Source organism: Streptomyces viridifaciens (assembly GCF_001888885.2).
In the GTDB taxonomy this organism is placed as follows: Bacteria; Actinomycetota; Actinomycetes; order Streptomycetales; family Streptomycetaceae; genus Kitasatospora; species Kitasatospora aureofaciens.
The window spans coordinates 3,978,472-4,000,728 of the sequence record NZ_CP090841.1; the positions used below are offsets into that span (position 1 = coordinate 3,978,472).

At 72.7% G+C, this 22,257-nt stretch carries 20 protein-coding genes and 2 pseudogenes; 18 read left to right on the plus strand and 4 right to left on the minus strand.

Features of this window, described 5'->3' with window-relative positions; translation table 11 throughout:
• Window positions 1-409 precede the first annotated feature (409 nt).
• Window positions 410-1,429 (minus strand): ATP-binding protein, encoded by a 1,020-nt coding sequence (locus BOQ63_RS24815; protein WP_030288088.1) that lies wholly within the window; start codon window positions 1,427-1,429, stop codon window positions 410-412.
• 215 nt (window positions 1,430-1,644) lie between these two features.
• Between BOQ63_RS24815 and BOQ63_RS24820 the strand changes: the two genes are divergently transcribed.
• On the plus strand, window positions 1,645-2,535 hold the full coding sequence (locus BOQ63_RS24820; RefSeq protein WP_078938823.1) for a Fic family protein: 891 nt from the start codon (window positions 1,645-1,647) through the stop codon (window positions 2,533-2,535).
• 413 nt (window positions 2,536-2,948) lie between these two features.
• On the opposite strand, the gene BOQ63_RS24825 is transcribed toward BOQ63_RS24820, so the two are convergent.
• Complete coding sequence (locus BOQ63_RS24825) at window positions 2,949-3,767, minus strand: HAD family hydrolase (RefSeq protein ID WP_030288083.1); 819 nt, start codon at window positions 3,765-3,767, stop codon at window positions 2,949-2,951.
• A gap of 824 nt (window positions 3,768-4,591) precedes the next feature.
• Between BOQ63_RS24825 and BOQ63_RS24830 the strand changes: the two are divergent.
• The 4 genes and pseudogenes from BOQ63_RS24830 to BOQ63_RS24845 all read left to right on the plus strand — a co-directional run.
• Window positions 4,592-5,104 (plus strand): annotated as a pseudogene (locus tag BOQ63_RS24830) (CpaE-like family protein); the annotation flags it as partial.
• Between the two features lie 233 nt (window positions 5,105-5,337).
• Window positions 5,338-6,414, plus strand: a complete 1,077-nt coding sequence (locus tag BOQ63_RS24835) for a tyrosine-type recombinase/integrase (RefSeq protein ID WP_454130155.1) — start codon at window positions 5,338-5,340, stop codon at window positions 6,412-6,414.
• Between the two features lies 1 nt (window position 6,415).
• On the plus strand, window positions 6,416-6,763 hold the full coding sequence (locus tag BOQ63_RS24840) for a helix-turn-helix domain-containing protein (protein WP_072653004.1): 348 nt from the start codon (window positions 6,416-6,418) through the stop codon (window positions 6,761-6,763).
• Between the two features lie 334 nt (window positions 6,764-7,097).
• Window positions 7,098-9,116, plus strand: coding sequence for a site-specific integrase (locus tag BOQ63_RS24845; protein WP_143174565.1), 2,019 nt, complete (start codon window positions 7,098-7,100; stop codon window positions 9,114-9,116).
• Between the two features lie 29 nt (window positions 9,117-9,145).
• Here BOQ63_RS24845 and BOQ63_RS24850 read toward each other — a convergent pair whose 3' ends face one another.
• Window positions 9,146-9,838, minus strand: coding sequence for a HEPN domain-containing protein (locus BOQ63_RS24850; protein WP_143174564.1), 693 nt, complete (start codon window positions 9,836-9,838; stop codon window positions 9,146-9,148).
• Window positions 9,839-9,997: 159 nt separating this feature from the next.
• On the opposite strand from BOQ63_RS24850, the gene BOQ63_RS24855 reads away from it, so the two are divergent.
• The 8 genes from BOQ63_RS24855 to BOQ63_RS24890 all read left to right on the plus strand — a co-directional run bounded on the left by BOQ63_RS24855 (window position 9,998) and on the right by BOQ63_RS24890 (window position 15,254).
• Complete coding sequence (locus BOQ63_RS24855; protein WP_499504919.1) at window positions 9,998-10,567, plus strand: CpaE-like family protein; 570 nt, start codon at window positions 9,998-10,000, stop codon at window positions 10,565-10,567.
• Between the two features lie 83 nt (window positions 10,568-10,650).
• Window positions 10,651-11,904, plus strand: a complete 1,254-nt coding sequence (locus tag BOQ63_RS24860) for a TadA family conjugal transfer-associated ATPase (RefSeq protein WP_223886038.1) — start codon at window positions 10,651-10,653, stop codon at window positions 11,902-11,904.
• Window positions 11,901-12,068 carry a hypothetical protein gene (locus BOQ63_RS24865; RefSeq protein WP_157846627.1) on the plus strand — a complete coding sequence of 56 codons (168 nt, stop codon included), beginning with the start codon at window positions 11,901-11,903 and terminating at the stop codon, window positions 12,066-12,068. Before BOQ63_RS24860 ends, BOQ63_RS24865 begins: the two co-directional genes overlap by 4 nt.
• A gap of 16 nt (window positions 12,069-12,084) precedes the next feature.
• On the plus strand, window positions 12,085-13,080 hold the full coding sequence (locus BOQ63_RS24870; RefSeq protein ID WP_079184089.1) for a type II secretion system F family protein: 996 nt from the start codon (window positions 12,085-12,087) through the stop codon (window positions 13,078-13,080).
• Between the two features lie 182 nt (window positions 13,081-13,262).
• The gene (locus tag BOQ63_RS24875; RefSeq protein WP_043389450.1) at window positions 13,263-13,862 is read left to right on the plus strand and encodes a type II secretion system F family protein; all 600 of its coding nucleotides are present in this window, start codon (window positions 13,263-13,265) and stop codon (window positions 13,860-13,862) included.
• Between the two features lie 81 nt (window positions 13,863-13,943).
• The gene (locus BOQ63_RS24880; RefSeq protein ID WP_234355171.1) at window positions 13,944-14,216 is read left to right on the plus strand and encodes a DUF4244 domain-containing protein; all 273 of its coding nucleotides are present in this window, start codon (window positions 13,944-13,946) and stop codon (window positions 14,214-14,216) included.
• Between the two features lie 85 nt (window positions 14,217-14,301).
• Window positions 14,302-14,697, plus strand: coding sequence for a TadE family type IV pilus minor pilin (locus tag BOQ63_RS24885; RefSeq protein ID WP_030289403.1), 396 nt, complete (start codon window positions 14,302-14,304; stop codon window positions 14,695-14,697).
• Complete coding sequence (locus BOQ63_RS24890; RefSeq protein WP_050366703.1) at window positions 14,685-15,254, plus strand: Rv3654c family TadE-like protein; 570 nt, start codon at window positions 14,685-14,687, stop codon at window positions 15,252-15,254. Before BOQ63_RS24885 ends, BOQ63_RS24890 begins: the two co-directional genes overlap by 13 nt.
• Here the strand turns inward: BOQ63_RS24890 and BOQ63_RS24895 are convergent.
• A complete protein-coding gene (locus tag BOQ63_RS24895; protein WP_072654991.1) occupies window positions 15,249-17,612 on the minus strand; it encodes a DEAD/DEAH box helicase in 2,364 nt (787 codons plus the stop codon). The two genes, BOQ63_RS24890 and BOQ63_RS24895, sit on opposite strands and share 6 nt — an antisense overlap.
• A gap of 221 nt (window positions 17,613-17,833) precedes the next feature.
• Between BOQ63_RS24895 and bldG the strand changes: the two genes are divergently transcribed.
• The 5 genes and pseudogenes from bldG to BOQ63_RS24920 all read left to right on the plus strand — a co-directional run bounded on the left by bldG (window position 17,834) and on the right by BOQ63_RS24920 (window position 22,231).
• Entirely contained in the window at window positions 17,834-18,175 is a 342-nt protein-coding gene (bldG, locus tag BOQ63_RS24900; RefSeq protein WP_030289397.1) for an anti-sigma factor antagonist BldG, read from the plus strand.
• A gap of 163 nt (window positions 18,176-18,338) precedes the next feature.
• Window positions 18,339-18,758, plus strand: coding sequence for an ATP-binding protein (locus BOQ63_RS24905; protein WP_030289395.1), 420 nt, complete (start codon window positions 18,339-18,341; stop codon window positions 18,756-18,758).
• Between the two features lie 201 nt (window positions 18,759-18,959).
• Window positions 18,960-19,323: pseudogene (locus BOQ63_RS24910) on the plus strand (cyclophilin-like fold protein).
• Between the two features lie 178 nt (window positions 19,324-19,501).
• The gene (locus BOQ63_RS24915; RefSeq protein WP_051747220.1) at window positions 19,502-20,275 is read left to right on the plus strand and encodes a hypothetical protein; all 774 of its coding nucleotides are present in this window, start codon (window positions 19,502-19,504) and stop codon (window positions 20,273-20,275) included.
• A gap of 423 nt (window positions 20,276-20,698) precedes the next feature.
• Window positions 20,699-22,231, plus strand: a complete 1,533-nt coding sequence (locus BOQ63_RS24920) for a DUF7059 domain-containing protein (RefSeq protein WP_030289390.1) — start codon at window positions 20,699-20,701, stop codon at window positions 22,229-22,231.
• Window positions 22,232-22,257: the final 26 nt, after the last annotated feature.

Here is a 22,257-nt window from a genome sequence, read left to right on the forward strand (position 1 = left end):
AACGAACGCAGTCAGGTCCGGTGGTGAGCCCGGGGTCGGGCTCCGGGGCGGATCGGCTGTCGTGGGCGCGACGGTGTGGCGGGATGGCGTGGGCGCGGCGGGGAGTGCGGGTGTCACCGGCCGGCGTCGACCATCCGGCCCGCCGAGGGCCAGGGCGAGGCGCGGGATGTCTCGCCGAGGGCCGTGGGAGGGCCGTCAAGACTCGGTAAACCGAGGGTAATGAAAGCTTTGCACGGCGTCGTTCCCGGAGGGAAGCGGAAAATCCCCGGTTCACCCCATTGGGTGGTGATCGAACTGGCGGGAATTCGCAGGTGGGGGCGCACCGACACGGCGGACGGGCTGCGGGCTCCCCGGGGTGGAGGGGAGCCCGCAGCCCGTCCGGTCGGTGGCGGTGCCGTTCGCGCTGGGGTCAGGCGGTGGCTCCCGCGGGGGTGGCCGACGCGCCGTCGGCGGTGAACTCGCCCGGGAACCCGCCGAGCACGAAGCCCTCGTCCACCTGGGTCGCGAGGTCGACGCCGACCTTGGCGTTTGCCCAACTCTCCGCGTTGCGCCGGTGGAAGAGCACGGCCTGCTCGGTGTAGCGGCGCGCGTCGCGCAGCTCGTACGCAGCCTCGGCCTCGGTCCGCAGTTGCTCCAGCACGGCCCGGTTGGCCGGCTCCAGCGACTTCAGCGGCGGCTCGGCGCCCTGCTCCAGCCGGCGCACCCAGTCCGACTGTCCGAAGGTGGTGAGCAGGTCGTCGCCGACCTCGCGGCGCAGGAAGGCCAGGTCGTCCGGGCCCTGCACCTTGTTGCCGATCACCCGCAGCTGGACCGCGAAGTCCCGCGCGTAGTCCTTGTACTGGCGGTAGACCGAGACGCCCTTGCGGGTCGGCTCGGCCACCAGGAAGGTCAGGTCGAAGCGGGTGAAGAGGCCGGAGGCGAAGGAGTCCGAACCTGCCGTCATGTCGGTGACCAGGTACTCGTCCGGGCCGTCCAGCAGGTGGTTGAGCAGCAGTTCCACCGCGCCGACCTTGGAGTGGTAGCAGGCCACCCCGAGGTCCTCCTCGGTGAACGCGCCGGTGGCCAGCAGTCGGACCGAGCCCTCGTCCAGTGCGATCGGGCGGGCGCAGGCGGCGTAGACCGGGTTCTCCTCGACGATCCGCAGCAGTCGCGAACCGCGGCCGGGCGGCGTGGTTTTGATCATCTCGTCGGCCGAGCGGATCAGCGGGTTGCTGCCGCGCAGGTACTCCTTGATCTCCGGCAGGCGCCCGCCGAGCGGGGGCAGCTCGGCCGCCTGAGCGTCGGTCAGGCCGAGGGCGGGGCCCAGGTGCTGGTTGATGTCGGCGTCGACGGCGATGACCGGCCGACCGATGGCGGCCAGGTGGCGGATGAACAGTGCGGACAGCGTGGTCTTCCCGCTGCCGCCCTTGCCGACGAAGGCGATCTTCATCTGGGGCTCCGGCTCTCGCTCTGGGCCCTGGGGGCGGGCCGCGTGCTCAGGGGCGCGCGTGGGACACCCCTAACTGGAAATAGTTATCGTCTCCGATAGCGGCCATGCTAGCGGGGGTTTGTGCCCCGCCGGGGAAGGGAAGTGAGGATTGCCTCGAACGGGTGATGTGGGGTTGCTGTTCCGGGAGGGGCGGGCCGTTCATTACTCTCGGGTAGGTGAGCACTGGAACAGATCCCCTCGCCCCGCTGGCCCAGCTCCCCGGGGTGCCCGACGCCGTGGCCGAGGTGCGCAAGGCCGTCGACCGGCTGTACGGCCACCGGGTGATGCGCCGCCGAGCGGCCGAGGTCACCTCCGAGTCCGCGCTGCGCGGCGCCCGCGCGTCGGCGGCCGTGGCCGGGGCCGACTGGCCGCTGGAGGAGGTCCGGCGCCGCACCGACTTCGGCCTGGACACCGAGGCCCGCACGGTCGGCGCGGCCCTGCGCATGGCCGCCGAGGCGGGGCAGCTGCTCAGCGTCTGGCGGCACTCGCCGCTGCAGGTGCTGGCCAGGCTGCACCTGCTCGCGGTCGGCGACGCCGACCCGGCCGCCGGTCGGCCGCGCCGGGCGGGGGAGCGCGCCGACGAACTGTTCCCACTGGAGCTCGAGCCGGTGGAGAGCGTCGAGGTCGAGGCCGGGACCGGGCCGCTGCCGGTGCTGCCACCCGCCCCGGACGCGGAGGAGGTCGCGGCCCGGCTGGACCAGCTCTCCCGGCTGCTGGTGGCCCGCGCGGAGGGGCACGGGGTGGGGACGCCGGCCCTGGTGGTCGCCGCGGTGGTGCACGGAGAACTGCTCGCCCTGCGGCCGTTCGGCACCCACAACGGGCTGATCGCGCGGGCCGCCCAGCGGATCGTGCTGATTGCCGAGGGCCTCGACCCGAAGTCGATCTGCCCCGCCGAGGTCGGCCTGGCCGAGCTGGGCACCGGCACCTACCGCCGCGCCCTGGCGGGCTACCTGGCGGGTACGCCCGAGGGGATGGCGGCCTGGATCGCGCACTGCGGGCGGGCGCTGCGGCTCGGGGTGCGGGAGAGCACGGCGGTCTGCGAGGCGATGCAGCGCGGCATGGCCTGAGCGGCCCGGCCGCCCTCGCTCGGAGGCGCTGCGGACCCCGAGGGCGTAGCCGGCTCCGAGGGCGCTGCGGGCGCTGAAGACGTTGCGGACACGAAGATGCGGCGGCACCTGATCCTGCTGGGTGCCGCCGCTGGTGCAGATACCGGGTGACCAAGCATGCACCGGAAGTGCCGATCAGACGGGGATCCTGCCCGTTCGTCTGGTCCGGCGGCCCGACAGCGGGTCGGCTGCATGTGGGTGCTCGGATACCTGTACGTGCGGTCCGTGGGCCTGAACTGCGTTGTCGGTTTGACCTCTTCGGTCCTGACCGGGTCTCGCGGGCCGTGCTTCATTTGTATCGCGTTTCGGCCGAAAGGGGAACCCGAAACGAGAAGTCTGTGTCGATTGCCCGTTTTGGCGGTCTTCGTGCTAGATCACGGCTTCCGTCGGGGGCGCAGGGTCGTGGGCCTGCGCCGACGCGCCAGGTACCAGACGACCCCGGCGGTCACCGCCGCCGCCCCGATCGCCACCGCGGTCAGTACCGAACCGCTCGGCGCCGAGAACTCGGGCAGCCGCCGTCTCAGTTGCACCGGCCGGTCGAAGACCAACACCGGCCACTCCCGGGCCTGCGCCTCCTTGCGCAGCGCGCGGTCGGGATTGACGGCGGAGGGGTGGCCGACCGCCTCCAGCAGCGGCAGGTCGGTCGAGGAGTCGCTGTAGGCGTAGGACTCGGCCAGGGCGTAGCCCTCCGCCTCGGCCAACTCCCGGATGGCGGCGGCCTTGTTCTCGGCGTAGGCGTAGTACTCGATCTCGCCGGTGTAGCAGCCGTCCTCCACCTTGAGCCGGGTCGCGATCACGTGGTCCGCGCCGAGCAGCGCGCCGATCGGTTCGACCACCTCGGAGCCGGAGCTGCTGACGATCACCACGTCCCGGCCGGCCGCGTGGTGCTGTTCGATCAGCGAGGCGGCCTCGTCGTAGATGATCGGGTCGATCAGGTTGTGCAGCGTCTCGGCGACGATCTCGCGGACCTGCTGGACGTTCCAGCCCCGGGTGAGCGCGGAGAGGTACTCGCGCATCTTCTCCATCTGGTCGTGGTCCGCGCCGCCTACCAGGAAGACGAACTGGGCATACGCACTGCGCAGTACGGCCCGACGGTTGATCAGACCGCCCTGATAGAAGGAGCGGCTGAAGGCCAGCGCGCTCGACTTGGCGATGATGGTCTTGTCGAGGTCGAAGAAGGCGGCCGTGCGCAGTCCGTTCGGCCGGGGTCGGCCCGGTGCGGTCGGCTCGTCGGGCCCGGTGGGGCCGCCCTGGGACTCGTCGGCGTGGTCGTCGGCGTTCTCGGTGGTGTCCACGGGAACCGAGGATAGAGGGAGCCACAAAACACCCCGCCATTCGGTGTACTCGCGGGCGTGCGGGTTTGTGTTTCTGGCCGCTCGGGTACACCATGGAAGTCACGGATCGTTCGCGACCGTGCTAACCCGGTCCGGCTCCTCCCCCCCGAGTCGGGCTGTGGATAGACGACCCCCGCTCTCCCCCCCGGCGGGGGTCGTCGCACGTCCGGGGCCGTTTTCAGGGCTTGAAGGCCCGCTGCCGCAGCTTCCGCGGGGCCTCGTCGGAGGTGTGCAGGGGGTGTCGACAGCTCCGTCTGTCCACCACCTTTCGTCACTCTGCGTTGCCGTTTGCTCATGGCGGGCGCGGCGCGCGCGCTCGTTTCGAGCTGTGCCGCGGGCCGCTACGACGGGGTGCGGAAGAGTCGGCGCGTGGGCGTCCGGAAGGCGGTCGGCCTCGGGGCGGCGGAGAGCCGGTTCATCTCCGTGATCCCCTTTCGTCAATTCTTCGACGAATAGCCCCCCGCCCGGGTGAACGTTTTCATCCACAGCCCCCGAGTTATCCACAGGCAATCGGAACGTGGATGACGGAATCCGGATCTCCCCCCACCGTGATGGTCGGCGGCGGTCGCCGGGCAGGGCCTCATCCCCCCTTCTTCCAGAGGCCCGCCCGGCGGCCGTCCGTCGGAACCGTCCGACGCGCGTCGTGGCCACCCCGGTGGCCGCGGCGCAGAGGGGAGAACACCATGTCGACGCCGATTGCCGACCACGTCACCGCCGAAGGCCCCGCGGCCGCTGGGCCGCTCGTGGTCACCGCGGACGAGGGCCTGGCCGAGCACCTGCTGCGGCTCTGTGCGGCGGCGGGCACCGAACCCAGGCTGATCAGGGGCGCGCCGCCGCCGCGCGAGCTGTGGGACGCCGCCCCGTTGGTCCTGGTCGGGGACGACCAGGCGGAGCGCTGCGCGGGGCTGGGCAGGCGCGCCGGGGTGCTGCTGCTCGGGCTGGACCTCGACGATCCCGGGGTGTGGGTCAGGGCCGTCCAACTGGGCGCCGAGCACGTGCTGTTCCTGCCCGACGCCGAGGCCTGGCTGCTGGACCGGATCGCGGACGCGGCCGAGGGCGTCGGTTCGCCGGCGGTCACCGTCGCCGTGCTCGGCGGCCGGGGCGGCGCCGGGGCCTCCACGCTGGCCTGCGCCCTCGCTGTCACGGCCGCACGGACGGGGCGGCGGACGATGCTCCTCGATGGTGATCCAAGTGGAGAGACGGCGGGTTCCCCGGGGGTGCTGGAGGGCGCGTCTCTGCTGTTCACGCTGGTCAGGGCCCTGTGCGCCAGGTCTACACGATCGGGTGAGGTTCTGACGGTTACTGGCAGATTCCAGGAGCTTGTCGCGTAATTTCACAGCTTGTGACAGATTCTGGGACCCCTCGCCTGTCCCTCATCACGGGAGCAGGCGGCGCGGGCACGCTTGAGCGGGAGCCGGCGCTTGCTGATGTGCTCACTCTTCAGCGGCGGGCCAGCGAGTCCTCCTCGCCGGAGGCGGAGCGCGATCTGTACCAGGACACGCTCGCGGAGTACTGCTGGGCCCGGGACGTGGCCGGGCTGGCCCCCAGGACCTTGCAGGCTCTGGTGCAGCCCGTGGTGGAGGTGTGCTCGTTCTACGACGTCGTTCCGTGGCGGCTGACGTCGCGGGACCTGGACCGCTACTTCGCCGGGCCGGGCAAGGCGGGGAAGCACTCGACGATGCGCGCGAAGGCCACGAAGATCGACGGCTACTTTGCGTTCCTCGAGCAGCGGTACGCGGGCGAGATCATGAGGAGGTTCGGGGCCACGGTCGAATCGCCGATCGATGCGTTCAACCGGCCTCGGCATCGTGGTGACTTCGGCCTTCGGATCCCGCCCTCGGTCAGGGAGACGGCGGACTTCTTCGCTTCCTGGCGGGACGCGCTTCCTGCCGCGCGGAAGTATCCGGTGGCGGTCCGTAACTACGTGATGTCGAAGCTGACGTACATCTCCGGAGTGAGGGCGGCGGAGCTCTGTGCGGTCCGTCTGGGTGACATCCACTGGGAACACGGTCAGTGGGGACGCTTCCTGGTCCACGGCAAAGGAGCCCGGGGGTCCGGGCCGCGTGAGCGCGAGGCCTTCCTGTTCGCTGAGGGGCGGGAACTGCTGTGGTGGTTCATCGAGGAGATCCGGGGAGAGTTCCACGACGACCCCAGTGATCCCCACGCGCCGCTGTTCCCATCCGAGCGGCTGCCCAAGTCGGTGGCCGATCTCAACATGCCGACGGCTCCACCGGTCGGTCCTGACACCTTCCGCCGGGCCTTGAAGATCGCCTCGCGTGAACATCTGAGCGGCTCCGTCGACCATCTCTTCCCGCACCTGCTGAGACATGCATGCGCAACACACAACTATGAAGCAGGGATGCCTCTTTGGGATATTCAAGTGCTTTTGGGTCATACCTGGGCAACGACCACGGTTGGATATCTGGCGACCGCCAAGGGAGATCCCGAGCGGCGGAGCCTGGAGTCGTCCCGGCGAGCGGTTCGCCGGCTGAGTGGGGAGTCATGAAGTGAAGTGGAACCTGCGCTGGGTCGCGGCCAAGCGCGACATCTGGCGGCCCACCCAACTGCAGGCGGCCTTCGCGGAGGTGGGATTCACCCCCTCGCTGAGCAAGGTCGCGGCCCTGTGGTCGAACAAGCCGATCACGGTCAGGCTCGACGATCTCGACATGATCTGCACCGCGTTGAACTGCACGGTTGCTGAGCTCATGGAAGCCGAGCCCGTCGCCACGGCTGTGGGCGAGCACGGGCCGCAACGGCTGGCGGTCGGAGACGAAGCGAGGCCCGCCAGCGGCCCGGCTCGGCCGGTTGCCAAGCCGTCCACGGGTGGTCGCCGACGGTCGCTCCCCCCGAACTGAGCTTCAGATGCCACGTCTACGGAGGGTCGGCAGCTGCAGCTTCTGCGCGGGCTGGGGGCTCGTGAACTGGTGCGGACTGTGTCCGACCTGCGCTCGAAGCCTTGGCCGGGCTGAGCGCGGGAATGACGGGGCACGGCTGGGGGCCTGCCGGCGGTGCGGGTGGCGAGTCGCTCTCAACTTCGAAGGCACCTGCCCGGCGTGTCTCCTGGCTGTTCGGTTCGGTGAGGACGACGCCTGGCTTCGGGCAGAGGTGCGAGGGGAGTACCTGCCGAGCGGCCGGCCCCGTCAGCTCACGCTTCACCTGGACGGACTTCGACTGCCCAACATCCAGCCCTTGCGGAAGGCGAGCCGTGCCGGCACCGCGAGCACCAAGGCCCGACGGCTTCCACCCGAGTTCCCACCCGAGGAGGACCAGAGCGCCGAGTACATCTGCACGCCGCAAGTCGATGGCCAGCTTGGGCTGTTCGCGACCCCGCCCAGGTTCTTCACGATGGAACATGCGGCCCGTCTCCGGGCCCGCGACATTCCCGACCTCCAGCTCGTGGTGGAGACGCTGGCGGAGATCTCGGCAGAGCGCGGAACCGACGCCGCCTGGCGACGTACGACCCGCGGCCTCGCCCTGCTCGCGTTGGCCGCGCGGGAGCCGGGCGAACGGCTGGTCCACCCGGAGTCCCTGGCCGACCTGCCCCAGATGCGGCCCACGATCGAATCGGCCCTCGACCGGGCCGGACTCCTCGCTGAACGAAAGCACCGGATCGTCCCCAGATCGCTTCTCTTCTCCGGAAGCTGTGCCCACTGCATGGCCTGGGCGAACGACCGCTGGAAGATCTGCCTGCCCTGCGCGGCCTGGCAGCAGGCCCACCCTCGGCCCAGGCCGTGCTCGCGCTGTCGACGAGTACTCCCGCTGAGCGGGGAGCTCTGCCGATTCTGCACCCTCGTCCTGGCCGAGACCGAGGTCGACATCCACGGCGCCGCACTCGAGGGGGGTGACCAGCTCTGGTTCGGCGGCCGGTTCGCGCCCTCCAGACGGGCGACCTACGGCCCCGGGCAGAGCTGCCCGCGCAGGGGCCGCTTCGATACCCGCAGACGGGCCGCGAAGGCGGCTGACAGGGCCGCGCAGCCTCCGTCCCAGCACCTGGCCGCCCCGGGCCAGCAGGCGCTGTTCAAGGCCCCCGCTCGGGACTGGACTCGCATCGATGAGGCCGACCTGCCGGCCGTCACCCCTGAGGCGGCTGATCTGATCGCCGACTTCAACCACTACATCAAGGACCGAGGCTGGACGCCGGAGCAGACCAAGAGCAGCCAGCGGGTCCTGCGGATCCTCTTGGCCTATCTCGGTGCCGACGCGCCGATCCGCGAGGCGGATGTCCGCTCGCTGTCCTCGCTGAGTTCCAACCACCAGGGCGCCCGCGTGATCGACTACCTCCGTCGCCAAGGCCTGCTGGCCGAGGAGGATGCCGTCGACGCGCACATCGCACGCGCCCGGCGCATCGCGGACGGGCTGCCCAAGCCGTTCATTCACGGGGTCAACGTCTGGATCGACGTCCTTCTGGGCCAGAGCACGAAGCCCAGCATCCCCATCCTTCCTGCCACCGCCAGCCGATACGTCAAGGACGTGTCACCCGTGCTCGAGGGCTGGGCCGCCGCCGGCATCACCAGCTTCCGCGAGATCACCAAGGAGCACGTCGAGGAGGCCGTCAAGGCCGGCGACAAACGGGCCCGCCACGTCGGACTCAGGTCGCTGTTTCGGGCCCTGCGGCGCGAGCGCCTGATCTTCCGGGACCCGGCCCGAGCCGTCAGCCTGCACGTCAGCCCCCGCATGCCCACGCCACTGCCCCCGGACCGGCTGAACGGCTTGCTCGACAAGGTCTCAAGCCCGCGCGACCGCCTGATCCTCGCCCTGGTCGCCATCCACGCCCTCACCTTCGCCGACCTGCGAAGGCTTCCACTTCGGGGCCTGGACCGGGCCAGAGGTCGACTTCGAGTCATCAGGCCAGGCCACCCCGACCACATCGTCTTCCTCGACGAGATCACCCTGAACCTGGCCACCCAGTGGGTCATCGAACGCGACCAGCGATGGCCCTACACCGCCAACCCGCACCTCCTGGTCACCCGGGTGTCCGCGGCCTCCGACAAGAACGCCCCAGTCACCAAGATCACCCTGCGAGCCCCGTTCCACCAGGCCGGCGTCCAGGCCCGAAAGCTTCGGGAGGACCGCATCCTGGACGAGGCCCACGAGAGTGCCGACCCCGTCCACCTGATGCGGATGTTCGGCCTGTCCCAGGCGACCGCGATCAAGTATATTGCCACCGCGCACCCCGCCGACATCCGGCCCGATCCCATCGCGCCATGAACTCCGTTGGCAATCAGCAGACTTGAGGGTCAGGCTGGTGGATCTAGTTCCGGGAGCGGCTGGCCCGTGTGCTTGAGAAGGTGCTCGCTGACGGCCGCCGCGCTCTTCTCCGCAAGACGAAGGATGAGGTCGAGGCCACCCGTCGCCTGGCTCTTCCGCACACCTCCCGCTGGCGAGCGGCGGTGCGCGATGGATCCACGGAGAACGACAAAGTCGTTCAGCAGCTTGGTGGTTCGCGCCTGATCGTTCTTGTGCCAGAACCACGCCGAGGTAATGTCCGCGATGCCGACGTTCTGCTGGAAGAAGGTCTTCAACTGTGCGGGCTTCGGCGTGTTCAGAGAGCTGTCGCCGTCCGCGGACAGTGCGGTGGCCCGGTCGCGGAGTACGGTTCGCCAGCCGTCATCCGCAAGGCCCCATATCGCCAGCTCGTTCTGATCGTCAAGCAAGATCTTTTTGAGGGTCTTCTTGACCTCTTTCGGCAAGGCGGCGCCATCCGGAGCATGATCGGCCAGGTGGCGCAGGGCCTCTGCCACGAGGTCCTCGCAGAACGCCTCCCACGACGCGCAGGTCATCACCACTGCTGAGCGGCTGACCACCTGAATGTCCGGCCGTCGCCGGCCCGGAGCCGATCCGGTTTCCTTCGAGTGGAACTCGATCAGCCGCTCGATATCGGGCACTGCATCATCCAGAAGACTGCGATGTGCGACGCCGAAAGCTCCCATGCCGTGACCATCCTCCGCCCCTAACCCGAGGGCTACTTGCCCGCGGAGTGAGGAGGAGCCTACGGGTTCAGCCTGGATCTACTCCAGGAATTCGCGAACCCGTCGGAATCGCTGGGCGGGGGTCTGGACGTCCTGCTCGGCGGGGAGACGGCGCGCGGTCTGCGCTGGCCCGACCTGGCCGGTGCGCGCGGACGGGTCAGCGGGGCCGAGCTGGCCCGGGCGCTTCCGGCCCTCAAACGGCTCTCCGCGCTGTCCTGCCTGTCCTGGGACCGCGGCGACACCCTGACTGTGCCGCCGGAAGCCATGCGCAGCGTGCTGGCCGCCGCCCGGCGACGCGGCGGGTTGGTGGTCGTCGACGTGCCCCGTCATCTCGACGCGGCCGCCGGACAGGCGCTGCAGCAGTCCGACCTGGCGCTGCTGGTGGTCCCGGCCGAGCTGCGCGCCGTGGCGGCCGCCGACCGGGTCGCTTCGGCGGCCCGGATGCGACTCGGGGACGTCCGGGCCGTGGTCCGGCCGGTGCGGGCCGGCGGGCTCCCGGCACACCGGATCGCCCGCGGGCTGCGACTGGAGCTGGCCGGGGAATTGGAACCGGAGCCGGGCCTGGCCGAGGACGTCGAGAAGGGCGTGCCGCCCGGGATGCGGGACGGCGGCCCACTCGCGCGCTTCTGCGCGACCTTCCTGAACGAAGTGCTACCGCCGGTGTCGGCGGTCGGAGGAGGTGTGTACTGATGGTCCGCCTGCGCAGAACAGGTCTTCGAGGCGGTGCCCCGGGCCCGGGCGACGGTGCGCGGGAGCACCGGCCGCTCCGGAGCGTGCCGCCGCCCGGCGGGCCGCCGTCGGCCGATCACGGGCCCTGCCCGTACGGCCGGACGGCCCGCGAGGAGCGGACGGCGGAGCTGGTGGACGCGGTGCGGCTGCGGCTCGCCGAGTCGGGGGCCGCCCCGACGGCGGGATCGGTCGCGGCCGTGCTGCGTGCCACCCGGCCGCCGCTCGGCGGGGACGAGGTGCTGGACACCGTGCGCTCGCTGCGCGCCGAACTGGTGGGTGCGGGCCCGCTGGAGCGGCTGCTGGCGGCGCCGGACGTCACGGACGTGCTGGTGAACGGTCCGGAGGAGGTGTGGGTCGACCGTGGCGGCGGCCTGCACCGGGCCACCGGAATCCGGTTCGCCGACGCCGAGGCGGTCCGGCGGCTGGCCCACCGGCTGGCCACCGCGGCCGGGCGGCGCCTGGACGACGCCCGGCCCTGGGTGGACGCCCGGCTGCCCGACGGCACCAGACTGCATGCGGTGCTGCCGCCGATCGCGACCGGCTGCACGCACATCTCGCTGCGGGTCTGCCGACCCCGGCCGTTCACGCTCGACGAGTTGACGGCGGGCGGAGCGCTGCCGCCGGAGGGCACCGAGCTGCTGGCCGGCATCGTGCGGGCCCGGCTGTCGCTGCTGGTCTCCGGCGGTACGGGTTCGGGCAAGACGACGCTGCTCGCGGCGCTGCTCGCCCTGGTCGGTCCGGACGAACGGATCGTGGTCGCCGAGGACTCCGCCGAGCTGCGCCCGGCCCACCCGCACGTGGTTCGGCTGCAGAGCCGACCGCCGAACCAGGAGGGGCTGGGCGAGTTCACCCTGCGGGACCTCGTCCGGCAGGCGCTGCGGATGCGCCCCGACCGGCTGGTGATCGGCGAGGTGCGCGGAGCCGAGGTGTCGGACCTGCTGGCCGCGCTCAACACCGGGCACGAAGGCGGCTGCGGCACCGTCCACGCCAATACGGCGGCGGACGTGCCGGTCCGGCTGGAGGCACTGGGCTCGCTCGCCGGGCTCGACCGGCCGGCGCTGCACAGCCAACTGCGCGCCGCGCTCGACGTGGTGGTGCACCTGGTCCGGGATCCGGGCTCGGGGCGCCGCCGGGTGGCGGAGATCCACACCCTGGCCGGGGACCGCGACGGGCTGGCCGTGACCATCCCGGCGGTGGAGTTCCCCCCGGCGGGTGGCTTGGTGCCCGGGGCGGGCTGGGAGCGACTGGTCAGGCTGCTGGCGGCGCGCGGAGTGGTCCTCGAGGCGGTGGCGCCATGAGCGCGGCGGCGGTGTCGGCGCTGACCACGTCGGTGTCGATGGCGTCGGCGGCCCAGGCGGCACGGGAGCTGCGGTTGGTCGAGATCGGGTTCGTGCTGCTGCTGGCCGGGTGCGCGACGGGTGCCCTGGTGCTGCTCCGGTCTTGCGGCCGGAAGAGGCGATGACGTGGAGGTGAGTGAGGTGACGCAGGAACAGATCGGGTTCTGCTGGGCGACGGTGCTCTGCCTGCTGACCGTCGCCGGGTGGCGTGCCGTCCAGGAACAGTTGCCGGGCGGGCGGCGCTCCAGACTGGTGCTGGCGGGCAGTGGGCCCCCGGTGTACGGGCCGGGCCCGCAGGCGGAACGACGGGGCTGGGCTCGGTTTCCGGGACTGCTGGTCCCCGAACTGTTGGTCCTGCCTGCGGGGTTGGCCTTCGGCCGGGCCACCGACTCGCCGGTACCGGTGCTCGCGGCCGCACTGGCCGTCCTTCCGTTGCGGCGGTGGCGGCTGCGGCGGCGCCTGGCCGCGGAGGCCGGGCAGCGGGCTGCGGCGGTGGTGGAGCTCTGCGCCGCGCTGGCCGGGGAGTTGCGCAGCGGCGCGACGCCGGAGCAGGCGCTGCACCTGGTCACCGCGCGGCTCGCCGCGGATCCGGAGGGGCTGCGCCGGCTCGGAGCCGAACCGGTGGCCCGGTTGGCCGCGGGCCGGTACGGCGGGGACGTTTCCGCCGCGCTCCTGTTGCTGGCCGAACTGCCAGGTGGCAGCGGGGCGGCGGCGATCGCGGCCTGTTGGCGGGTCGCCTCCGACGGCGGATCGGGGCTGGCCGCGGCGCTGGACCGGGTCGCCGAGGCGCTGCGCGGTGAACGGGAGTTGGCGGAGGAGATCGCCGGGGAGCTGGCCGGCCCGCGTACGACGATCGCGGTCCTGGCCGCCCTGCCGGGCGCGGGCCTGCTCCTGGGCAGTGGGCTAGGGGCACGCCCGCTGGAGGTCCTGCTGCACACCTCGGCCGGACTGGGCTGCCTTGCGGCGGGTGCGGCTCTGGAGGGTCTAGGGGTGCTCTGGACGGCCCGCATCGTCCGGGTGGCGGCCCGGGGCGCGCTGGAAGCCCCGCAGGGCGCTGAGTGGCCTGGTGGAGGCGGTGACGGGCGTCGAGGACCGCTGCGGGCGCGGGCGCTCGGTACCGGAGCGGGGGTGGCGTAATGCGAGGCCCCGGATGGATCGCGGCCGGGCCCCTCGCTGCGGCGGCGGTGACGGCGGCCGCCATGACGGTGGGGACGTTGCGGCGTACGGCCGGGCGGCGAGCGTTCGCCTGGGCGCCTGAGCGGGGCGCGGAGCGACGGCGAACGAGCCCGAGACGTCCAGGGCTTGGTCCTCTGCGGCGATTGGTCTCGGCGGTCGGCGCCGGGCTGGCGGTGGCGGTGCTGGTCGGGGATGTCGTCGGCGTCGTGGCCGGGGGACTGGCAGCGGCGGGGGTCCACCGCTGGTCGGCTCGGGCCCGTTCGCCGACGGATCGCCGGGCGGCGCTGGAGGAGGAACTGCTGACCAGGCAACTCCCACTGGGCGCTGAGCTGTTGGCGGCCTGCCTCGGATCGGCGGCACTGCCCTCGGTGGCGGTGTCGGCGGTGGGCCGGAGTGTGGGCGCACCGCTGGGGCCCAGGCTGGTGGCGATCGGAGCCGAACTGGCCCTGGGCGCACCGCCGGAACTGTGCTGGACCAGGCTGGGTGAACAGCACCCCGCACTGGCCCCGCTGGCACGCTGCCTGGTCCGGACGAGCCTCGGCGGGGCCCCTGTGGCCGGTCCGCTGATCGGACTGGCCCAGGCACAGCGGACAGCGGCCGCGCGGGCGGCCCACACCCGGGTCCGCCGGGCCGCGGTGCTCGCCACCGCGCCACTCGGGCTCTGCTTCCTCCCGGCCTTCGTCCTGATCGGCGTGGTGCCGGTGGTGATCGGCCTCACCAGCCGCTTCGCCCAGGCGATGTGAGTGGACGTCGGCTCCCGCGCCGCCGGAGTCACGGGAAAGACCGGAACGAAACCGGAAGAAAACTCCAGACAGGAGAGAACGATGACCGCAGTGATGATGATCAAGGCCGGGACCGGACAGCCGCTTCGGCAGTTGCTCGGGGGATGGCGACGGAGGAGTCGCGGGGCCGAGGGCCGGCTGCGCCGGACGGTCCGGCGCCGGGGCCGGTCGGACGCCGGAATGACCACCGCCGAATACGCAGTGGGAACGCTGGGCGCGTGCGCCCTTGCCGCCGGGCTCTACAAGGTGGTGACCAGCACGGCCATCACCGGGGCGCTGACCGAGATGCTGGAACGGGCACTCCATGCGACGTAGGGGCAGGCCGAGGCCCCGTGCTGCGCCCGTCCTCCGAGCGGCCGACGGGCGTTGCGGGAGCTCGGCGGCGGCACAGCGCCAGGCGGTGCGGTCGGCGCGGCGCGGGGACGGTGGCTTCGTCACGGCGGAGACGGCGGTGGTGCTGCCGGCGCTCGTCCTGCTCGCGGCGATGCTGATCTGGGGCGTACTCGCGGCGGCCGCGCAGATCACCTGCGTGGACGCGGCCCGGATCGGTGCCAGGGCGGCCGCGCGCGGGGAGACGGACGCCGTCGAACTCGCCCGCGCGGCGGCGCCGCCGGGAGCGCGGGTACGGCTGGCGGTCGCGGCGGACACGGTGCGGGTCGACGTGGACGCCCCGTGCGCGGGGCCGGGCCGGCTGGGCGGTCTGCTCGCGGTGCGGGTCGGCGCGATGGCCGTGGCCGCCCGGGAGGACGTACTGGGTGGCACCGCGGAGGGAGGTGGTGGCTCGTGGCCCGCCTGACCGGCCGCCGGTGGCCGGTGGAGCGGCTGGAGCGAGTCCGCACCGCCCGGGCCGCTGCGGCCGGCCGGCACGGGTACGGGGCGGACGCGGGCTCGGCGACGGTCTGGCTGCTCGCCCTGGCGATGCTGGGCACGGTGGCCTTCACCGCGACGATCGCGGTCGGTGCGGTGGTGGCCGCCCGGCACCGGGCCGAGTCGGCCGCCGACCTGGCAGCCCTCGCGGCAGCGGACCGGCTGCTGCTGGATCCGGACGGCGGCTGCGCTCGGGCCGCCGGGATCGCCGCGACGCAGGGCGCGGCTCTGGCGTCCTGCACGGTGGACCGCTCGGCGGACGCCGTCGAGGTGGTGGCCGAGGTGTCGGTGGGCGGGCTCCCGCTGCGGCTGCCGGTCGGCCCGGTGCGGGCGAGGGCCCGGGCCGGACCGCTTCGGGCTACGGTCACCGCGGCCGAGGGCGGCGCTGGTGCCGGCTCCGGTGCTGGCCCGGGTGCGGATGGCGGTGCCGGTGCAGGTCCCGGCGGTGTTCCGAGCAGCACGAGCGGTGCGGCGGCAGGGTCATGAAGCGGCCGGCGCTCCACCGTCCGGGCCCGCTGCGGAGCCGGTCCCCGGCGCCCCGGCCAGTAGGACGTCGAGCAGCCGGACGGCTGCCGCCTTGTCCAGTGGGTCGTTACCGTTGCCGCACTTGGGCGACTGGACGCAGGACGGGCAGCCGCGTTCGCACTCGCAGGAGGCGATCGCGGCGCGGGTGGCGGTGAGCCACGGGACGGCCCGCTGGAAGCCGCGTTCGGCGAAGCCGGCCCCGCCCGGGTGGCCGTCGTAGACGAACACCGTGGGCAGCCCGGTGTCGGGGTGCAACGGGACGGAGACGCCGCCGATGTCCCACCGGTCGCAGGTGGCGAACAGCGGCAGCAGGCCGATCGAGGCGTGTTCGGCGGCGTGGGCGGCGCCGGGCAGCCGGTCGAGCGGGAGGTCCGCGTCGAGCAGCTGGTCCTCGGTGACGGACCACCAGACCGCGCGGGTGCGCAGGGTGCGGGGCGGGAGGTCGAGCTTGCTCTCGCCCATGATCTCCCCGGTGGAGATCCGCTTGCGGAGGTAGCCGACCACCTGGTTGACCACCTCCACCGAGCCGAAGCTGAGCCGGCCCTCGCCCCACTGGACGGTGGTGTCGGTGTCAAGGACGGAGATGGAGGTGATGTCACGGGCGGCCGTCGTGTACGGCGGGTCGGCTGGTTCGACCAGGGCGACCGAGTCCTCCAGATCGAGTTCCCGGACCAGGTAGGTGCGTCCCTGGTGGAGGTGGACGGCCCCGGTGTGCACGGTGGTGTGGGCGGCCGCGGCGTCCACCGTGCCGAGCAGCCGGCCGGTGTCGGCCTCGACGATCTGCACCGGGCTGCCGCCGCTCCCGCGCAGGTCGACGGCGTCGGCGGCGCGCTCCCGGCGGGTCCAGTACCAGGAGCCGTCGGCGCGCCGGCGCAGCAGGCCGCGCCGCTCCAGCACCGGCAGCAGTGGTGCGGTGGAGGGGCCGAACAGCTCCAGGTCGTCGTCGGTGAGCGGGAGTTCGGCCGCCGCCGCACACAGGTGCGGGGCGAGCACGTGCGGGTTGTCGGGGTCGAGCACGGTGGCCTCGACGGGCGTCGCGAACAGCGCCTCCGGGTGGTGCACCAGGTAGGTGTCCAGCGGATCGTCCCGGGCGATCAGGACGGCCAATGCGCCCTGGGCCTCACGCCCCGCCCGGCCCGCCTGCTGCCAGAGCGAGGCCCGGGTGCCGGGGTAACCGGCCATCAGGACGGCGTCGAGTCCGGAGATGTCGACGCCGAGTTCGAGAGCGGAGGTGGAGGCGAGTCCGAGCAGTCGGCCGGAGTGCAGGTCGCGCTCCAGGGCCCGGCGTTCGTCGGCGAGGTAGCCGCCGCGGTAGGCGGCCACCCGCTCGGCGAGCGGCCGGCCGAGCTGGTCCTGGGCCTGCAGCGCGACGAGTTCGGCGGCGCGGCGGGAGCGGACGAACACGACGGTCCGGGTCTGCCGTTCGACCAGGTCGGTCAGCAGGTGCGCGGCCTCGGCGGTGGCGGTGCGGCGTACCGGGGCGCCGTGCTCGCCGACGTTCTCGGTCAGCGGCGGCTCCCAGAGGCCGAAGACCATGGGCCCGCGCGGCGAGGCGTCCTCGGTGACGGCCACGGCGGGCAGGCCGGTCAGCCGCCGGGCGGTCACGGCCGGGTCGGCGGTGGTGGCGGAGGCGAGCAGGAATGCGGGTGACGAACCGTAACGGGCACAGATGCGGCGCAGCCGCCGCAGCACCTGGGCGACGTGCGAGCCGAACACGCCCCGGTAGCTGTGGCACTCGTCCACGACCACGTAGCGCAGCGCCTTGAGGAAGGAGGCCCAGCGGGCGTGCGCGGGCAGGATGCCCCGGTGCAGCATGTCCGGGTTGGTGAGCACGTAGGAGGCGTACTGGCGCACCCATTCGCGCTCCTCCGGCGGGGTGTCGCCGTCGTACAGGGCTGCCCGGACCCTCGGCGGGGCGAGTTCGGCGGCGCGGCGGCGCTGGTCGGCGGCCAGCGCCTTGGTCGGAGCCAGGTAGAGCGCGGTGGCGCCGCGGCCGTTGCGGGCCTCGGTGCCCTCCAGCAGATCGCTGAGCACGGGCGCCAAATAGCCCAGCGACTTGCCCGAGGCGGTGCCTGTGGCGATGACCACAGTCTGGCCGGTTTTGGCCAGGTTCATCGCTTCTGCCTGGTGCGCCCAGGGCTGTTCCACCCCGATGTCCCGGGCCGAGGCGACGATCTCCGGTCGGATCGAGTCGGGCCACGGTGAATAACGCGCAGGTCGGGCGGGAAGGTGCTCCGTATGGGTGAGCCGATCGGCCCGGCCCCGACTGGTGGACAGGGTCGTGAGCAGTGCCTCGGGCAGGCTGTGTCGGGGCGGCATGAGGACCCAGTGTGTCACCGGCGTGACGCAGAATCGTCGTAAGCCATCGTGCGGGCATGGTCGCAGGTGGTTGAATGTGGCCGTGACGGCCGTACGGCCGTGGGTCGCAGCGCTGAGGCTTGCCACGCGTGGCTTGGCGTGCCCGGGCTCGCGACCATGCGGTGGCGGCCGTCCGGCCGAGGATCGCACATGACGTAGCAAGGCAAGGTGCTGGAGGTTCCGTGGACCTGTCCCTGTCGACCCGCGCAGTCGGCGATCGTACGGTCGTCGAGGTTGGCGGCGAGATCGATGTGTACACCGCCCCGAAGCTGCGGGAGCAGCTGGTCGAGCTCGTCAACGACGGCAAGTACCACCTCGTCGTCGACATGGAGGGCGTTGACTTCCTCGACTCGACCGGTCTGGGCGTGCTGGTCGGTGGCCTGAAGCGGGTACGTGCCCACGAGGGCTCGCTGCGCCTGGTGTGCAACCAGGAGCGTATTCTCAAGATCTTCCGGATCACCGGTCTGACCAAGGTCTTCCCGATCCACACCTCGGTGGACGACGCGGTCTCCGCGACCGACTGACGCGTCCGGGCCGGTCCACGTGGTCGGCCCGCCCGTTCCAACGCGTCCGGGGCGCAGGGGCCCGTATGAGGACCCGTGTTCCCCGGACGCCTCAGGGCCGGTCGAGTGCCGGCCCCGCGGGGCCGCACCGTCGGCTCCGGTCGGAGCACCCCGAGGGGGAGAGATGGCAACCGTCGAACTTCGATTCAGCGCGCTTCCCGAGCACGTGCGGACGGCCAGGCTGGTCGCCGCGGCCGTCGCCAGACGGGCCGGGGTCGACGAGTCGGTGCTCGACGAGGTGCGGCTCGCGGTCGGTGAGGCGTGCTCGCGTGCGGTCGGCCTGCACCAGCGTGGTGGCATCGGCGGCACGGTGCGGGTCGCGCTGACCGACCAGGAGAAGCGTTTCCTCATCGAGGTCGAGGACGAAGCGGGCCCCGCTGCGGTCCCGGCCCCCGGTGCCGCCGAGGGCGGCGACCCGGACGACGACACCCTGGGCCTCGCCGTGATCACCGGTCTGGTCGAGGACCTGGAGGTCACCAAGGGTGCCGACGGTGGCGTGATCCGGATGAGCTGGCCGGTCTCGGTCGCCTCTGTCGCGGTCTGACCTCTCCGACCTCGTCGCGGTCCGTGGACCGCTTCCCGGCGGCGCCCGGGATTCCTTCCGGCGTTCCGCCTTCCGGCCTCGTGCCCTCCGGCGTTCCCGCCCTCCGGGCAGTCGTTGACAGATTGTTGAGCCTGGCGGTTCGCTGCTTCCGGCACGACCGGGTCCGATCCTCGATCGGACCAGTCGCGGAAGAGGAAGCACATACGCATCCTGTGGCCGGCCGGGCAGGCCACCGCCACGCTGTCGGCCACCCCCACCACCGAGGCACTCTGGCCCAGGCTGCCGATCAGTTCGACGACCGGCACCTGGGGCGAGGAGGTCTACTTCCGCACGCCCGTCAGCGCGCCGCGCGAGGACGGCGCCCGGCAGGGCGTCGAGCCGGGCACGGTCGCGTTCTGGACCGATGGCTAGAGCCTCGCCCTGCCGTACGGCCCGACCCCGATCTCGCACGAGGGCGAGTGCCGACTGGCCAGTCCCTGCAACGTCCTCGGCGCGTTGGACGGGGACGCCCAGGTGCTGCGCACCCGTCCGGCCGGGCGATCCGATCAGGGTCGAGCGGGCCTGAGCGGCGGCGGGGGCGTGCTCTGAGCGGGCCGGGGTGGGAGTTCGGGCAGGGACGATCCGGGAGCCGAGCAGCGGCGCAGCCGAGGTGCCCGGCAGTCGAGCGGGCGGGAACCGGGCGCCTGGTGACGGCCGTGTAGGTTCGACGACCGAAGACGACCGAAACCGAAAGGCTTCTCCCGGTGAACAAGCGACTGCTGGCCGTACCCGCCCTCGGCGTGCTGCTCGCGTTCGGAGCCGTCGGCTGCGGCGGCGACGACAACAGCAAGCAGCTGGAGTCCTGGGCGTCGAACGTCTGCGGTGCGGCCAAGGACCCGATCGCCCAGGCACAGACCGCCCTCGCCGACACCGGCCAGGTGAAGACCGGCGAGTCCCCGGCCGACCTGCAGAAGCGGCTCTCGACGGACATCGGGCGACTCGCCAAGACCAACCAGGACATCGGGGCCGCCATCGACGCGGCCGGTGTGCCCAAGGTGGACAACGGAGCGGCGCTGCAGAAGGACACCGTCGACGAGCTGAAGAAGGCGTCCGACGGCTACCTGGACGTCCAGAAGAAGCTGGACGCGCTGCCCAACAACGACCAGGCGAAGTTCGCGGACGGGCTGCACAGCGTCGCCGACCGGCTGCAGCAGCTGTCCTCGCTGTCCACGCAGGCGCAGGCCAAGCTGCAACGCGGCGACCTGGGCGCGGCGATGGCCAAGCAGGAGGGCTGCAAGCCCACCCAGACGACCCCGAGCGCCGGGGCGAGCGGCCGTGCCGGCGGTTCCCCGGCCACCGGGGGCGCGAGCGCGAGCCCGAGCGCCGGTGCCTCCGCCTCGGCCGGCGCCCCCAGCGGTACCCCCGCGCCGGGCGCGACGGACACCGCGAGCCCGGCGGCCACCCCCTCGGCGGGCGCCTCCACCACCCCGGCGGCCTCGGCCACGACCCCGGCCACTCCGGCACCCAGCGCGAGCTGATCGAGGGCGCGGAGAAGCGGGGGAGGAAGGCGGGGAAGGTCAGGGAAGCATCAGGGGCCGGGGCCGTTCAAGGGAACGGCCTTCCCCGGACCCTGACCCAGACCCTGACCCAGACCCGGACCCGGGCCCGGATCCGACCTCGGCCCCGGCGCCTGCGTTCGCGGTCGGTGTTCCGGTCCGGACGGTGGGGGACTCAGCCGTGGCAGGGGGCGTGTGGGTGAGGGCGCGCTCCTGCTGAGGGGTGGGGCCCCCTGGCCCGGGGCGAGGTGGTGACCGGCCCGCCCCCGGTGGCGGACCGACCGCGCGCCGGCCCGGACAAGCCTGTAGCGGGCCGGGACCGGCCGAGGGCGGGCCCTCGCCCGTTCCGTGTGGACTGGTGGGCCGGTGGGGCCGGGGCGGGGTGGACCGGGGGACAATGGCGGGGTGATCAGTAGCCCCGTTCTCGACCCGACCCGTCTGGCCAAGCTGCGCGAGGCGCTGCTGGCCGCCTCGTTCACCGCCGATGGGTGCCTGGACCTGCTGGGGCCCACCGGCTACGCGGCGTTGGCCCGTAGCGAGGCCGTTCCGGCACTGCGTGCGACGCGCGGCGGCACCCCGCTGGAGACCCTGGTGCGGCTGTTCCTGCTGCAGCAGCCGGTGCCGTACAAGGCGGCGGCCGCCGCGCTACCGGTGGAGGACTGCCTGGCGGACGGCTGGCTGCGCCCGGACGGCGATCTGGTGCGCGCCACGGTGGACGTTCGGCCGTACGCCAACGAGGTGGCCGGGCTCCCGAGTTCGGATGCCTGGGTGGTCTCCGACCTGGGGTGCGCGGTGGGCGGCGCGGGTGGGATCGGCTCCGGCGAGACCGCGCACGGGGTGTCCCGCAAGGACCTGGTGCTGGGGGTCGGCGGGGCGTCCACGACGCTGGCCAACATCACCGTGCGCCGGCCCGTCCGGGCCGCGCTGGACCTCGGTTCGGGCTCCGGGGTGCAGGCGCTGCACGCCGCCCGGCACGCCCGTAGCGTCACCGCCACCGACCTCAACCCGCGCGCGCTGCGGTTCACCGAACTGACCCTGGCGCTGTCCGGGTTCGAGAACACCGAGGCGCTCACCGGGAGCCTCTTCGAGCCGGTCGGGGAGCGGAAGTTCGACCTGATCGTCTCCAACCCGCCGTTCGTCATCTCGCCAGCCGGCCGGTTCACCTACCGTGACGGCGGCATGGCCGGGGACGACCTGTGCCGCAGTCTGGTGCGCTCGGCCGCCGAGCACCTGGAGCCGGGCGGCTACTGCCAGTTGCTCGCCAACTGGCAGCACGTCAGGGGCGAGGACTGGCGCGAGCGGCTGGCCGGCTGGGTGGCGGGCACCGGACTGGACGCGTGGATCGTTCAGCGCGAGGTCCAGGACGTGGCCCAGTACGCCGAGTTGTGGCTGCGCGACGGCGGTGACCACCGCGGTCCCGGCGGCGACTACCAGGCCCGGTACGGCGAGTGGCTGGACGCCTTCGAGGCGGGCCGGGTCGAGGGCATCGGAATGGGCTGGATCACCCTGCGGGCCGGCGGAGCCGAGCGTCCGATCGTACGGGTGGAGGAGTGGCCGCACCCGGTGGAGCAGCCGCTCGGCCCGCACATCGACGAGTGGTTCGACCGGCAGGACTTCCTGCGCTCGCACGACGACGCGGGCCTGCTCGCGGCCCGCTACGTGCTGGCCGACGAGGTGGTGCAGGAGCAGGTCGGCGCGCCGGGGGCGGAGGACCCGGAGCACGTGGTGCTGCGGCACAACAGGGGCATGCGGCGGGCCACCAAGGTGGACACCGTCGGCGCCGGGTTCGTCGGGGTCTGCGACGGGACGCTGTCGGCGGGCGAGATCGTGGACGCCATCGCGCACCTGCTGGGCGAGGACCGGGTCGTGCTCCGGGACCGGGTGCCGGAGTCGCTCCGGCTGCTGACCGAGCAGGGGTTCATCAACCCGGTTCGCTGAGGCCCGGTTCGCTGAGACCCGGTTCG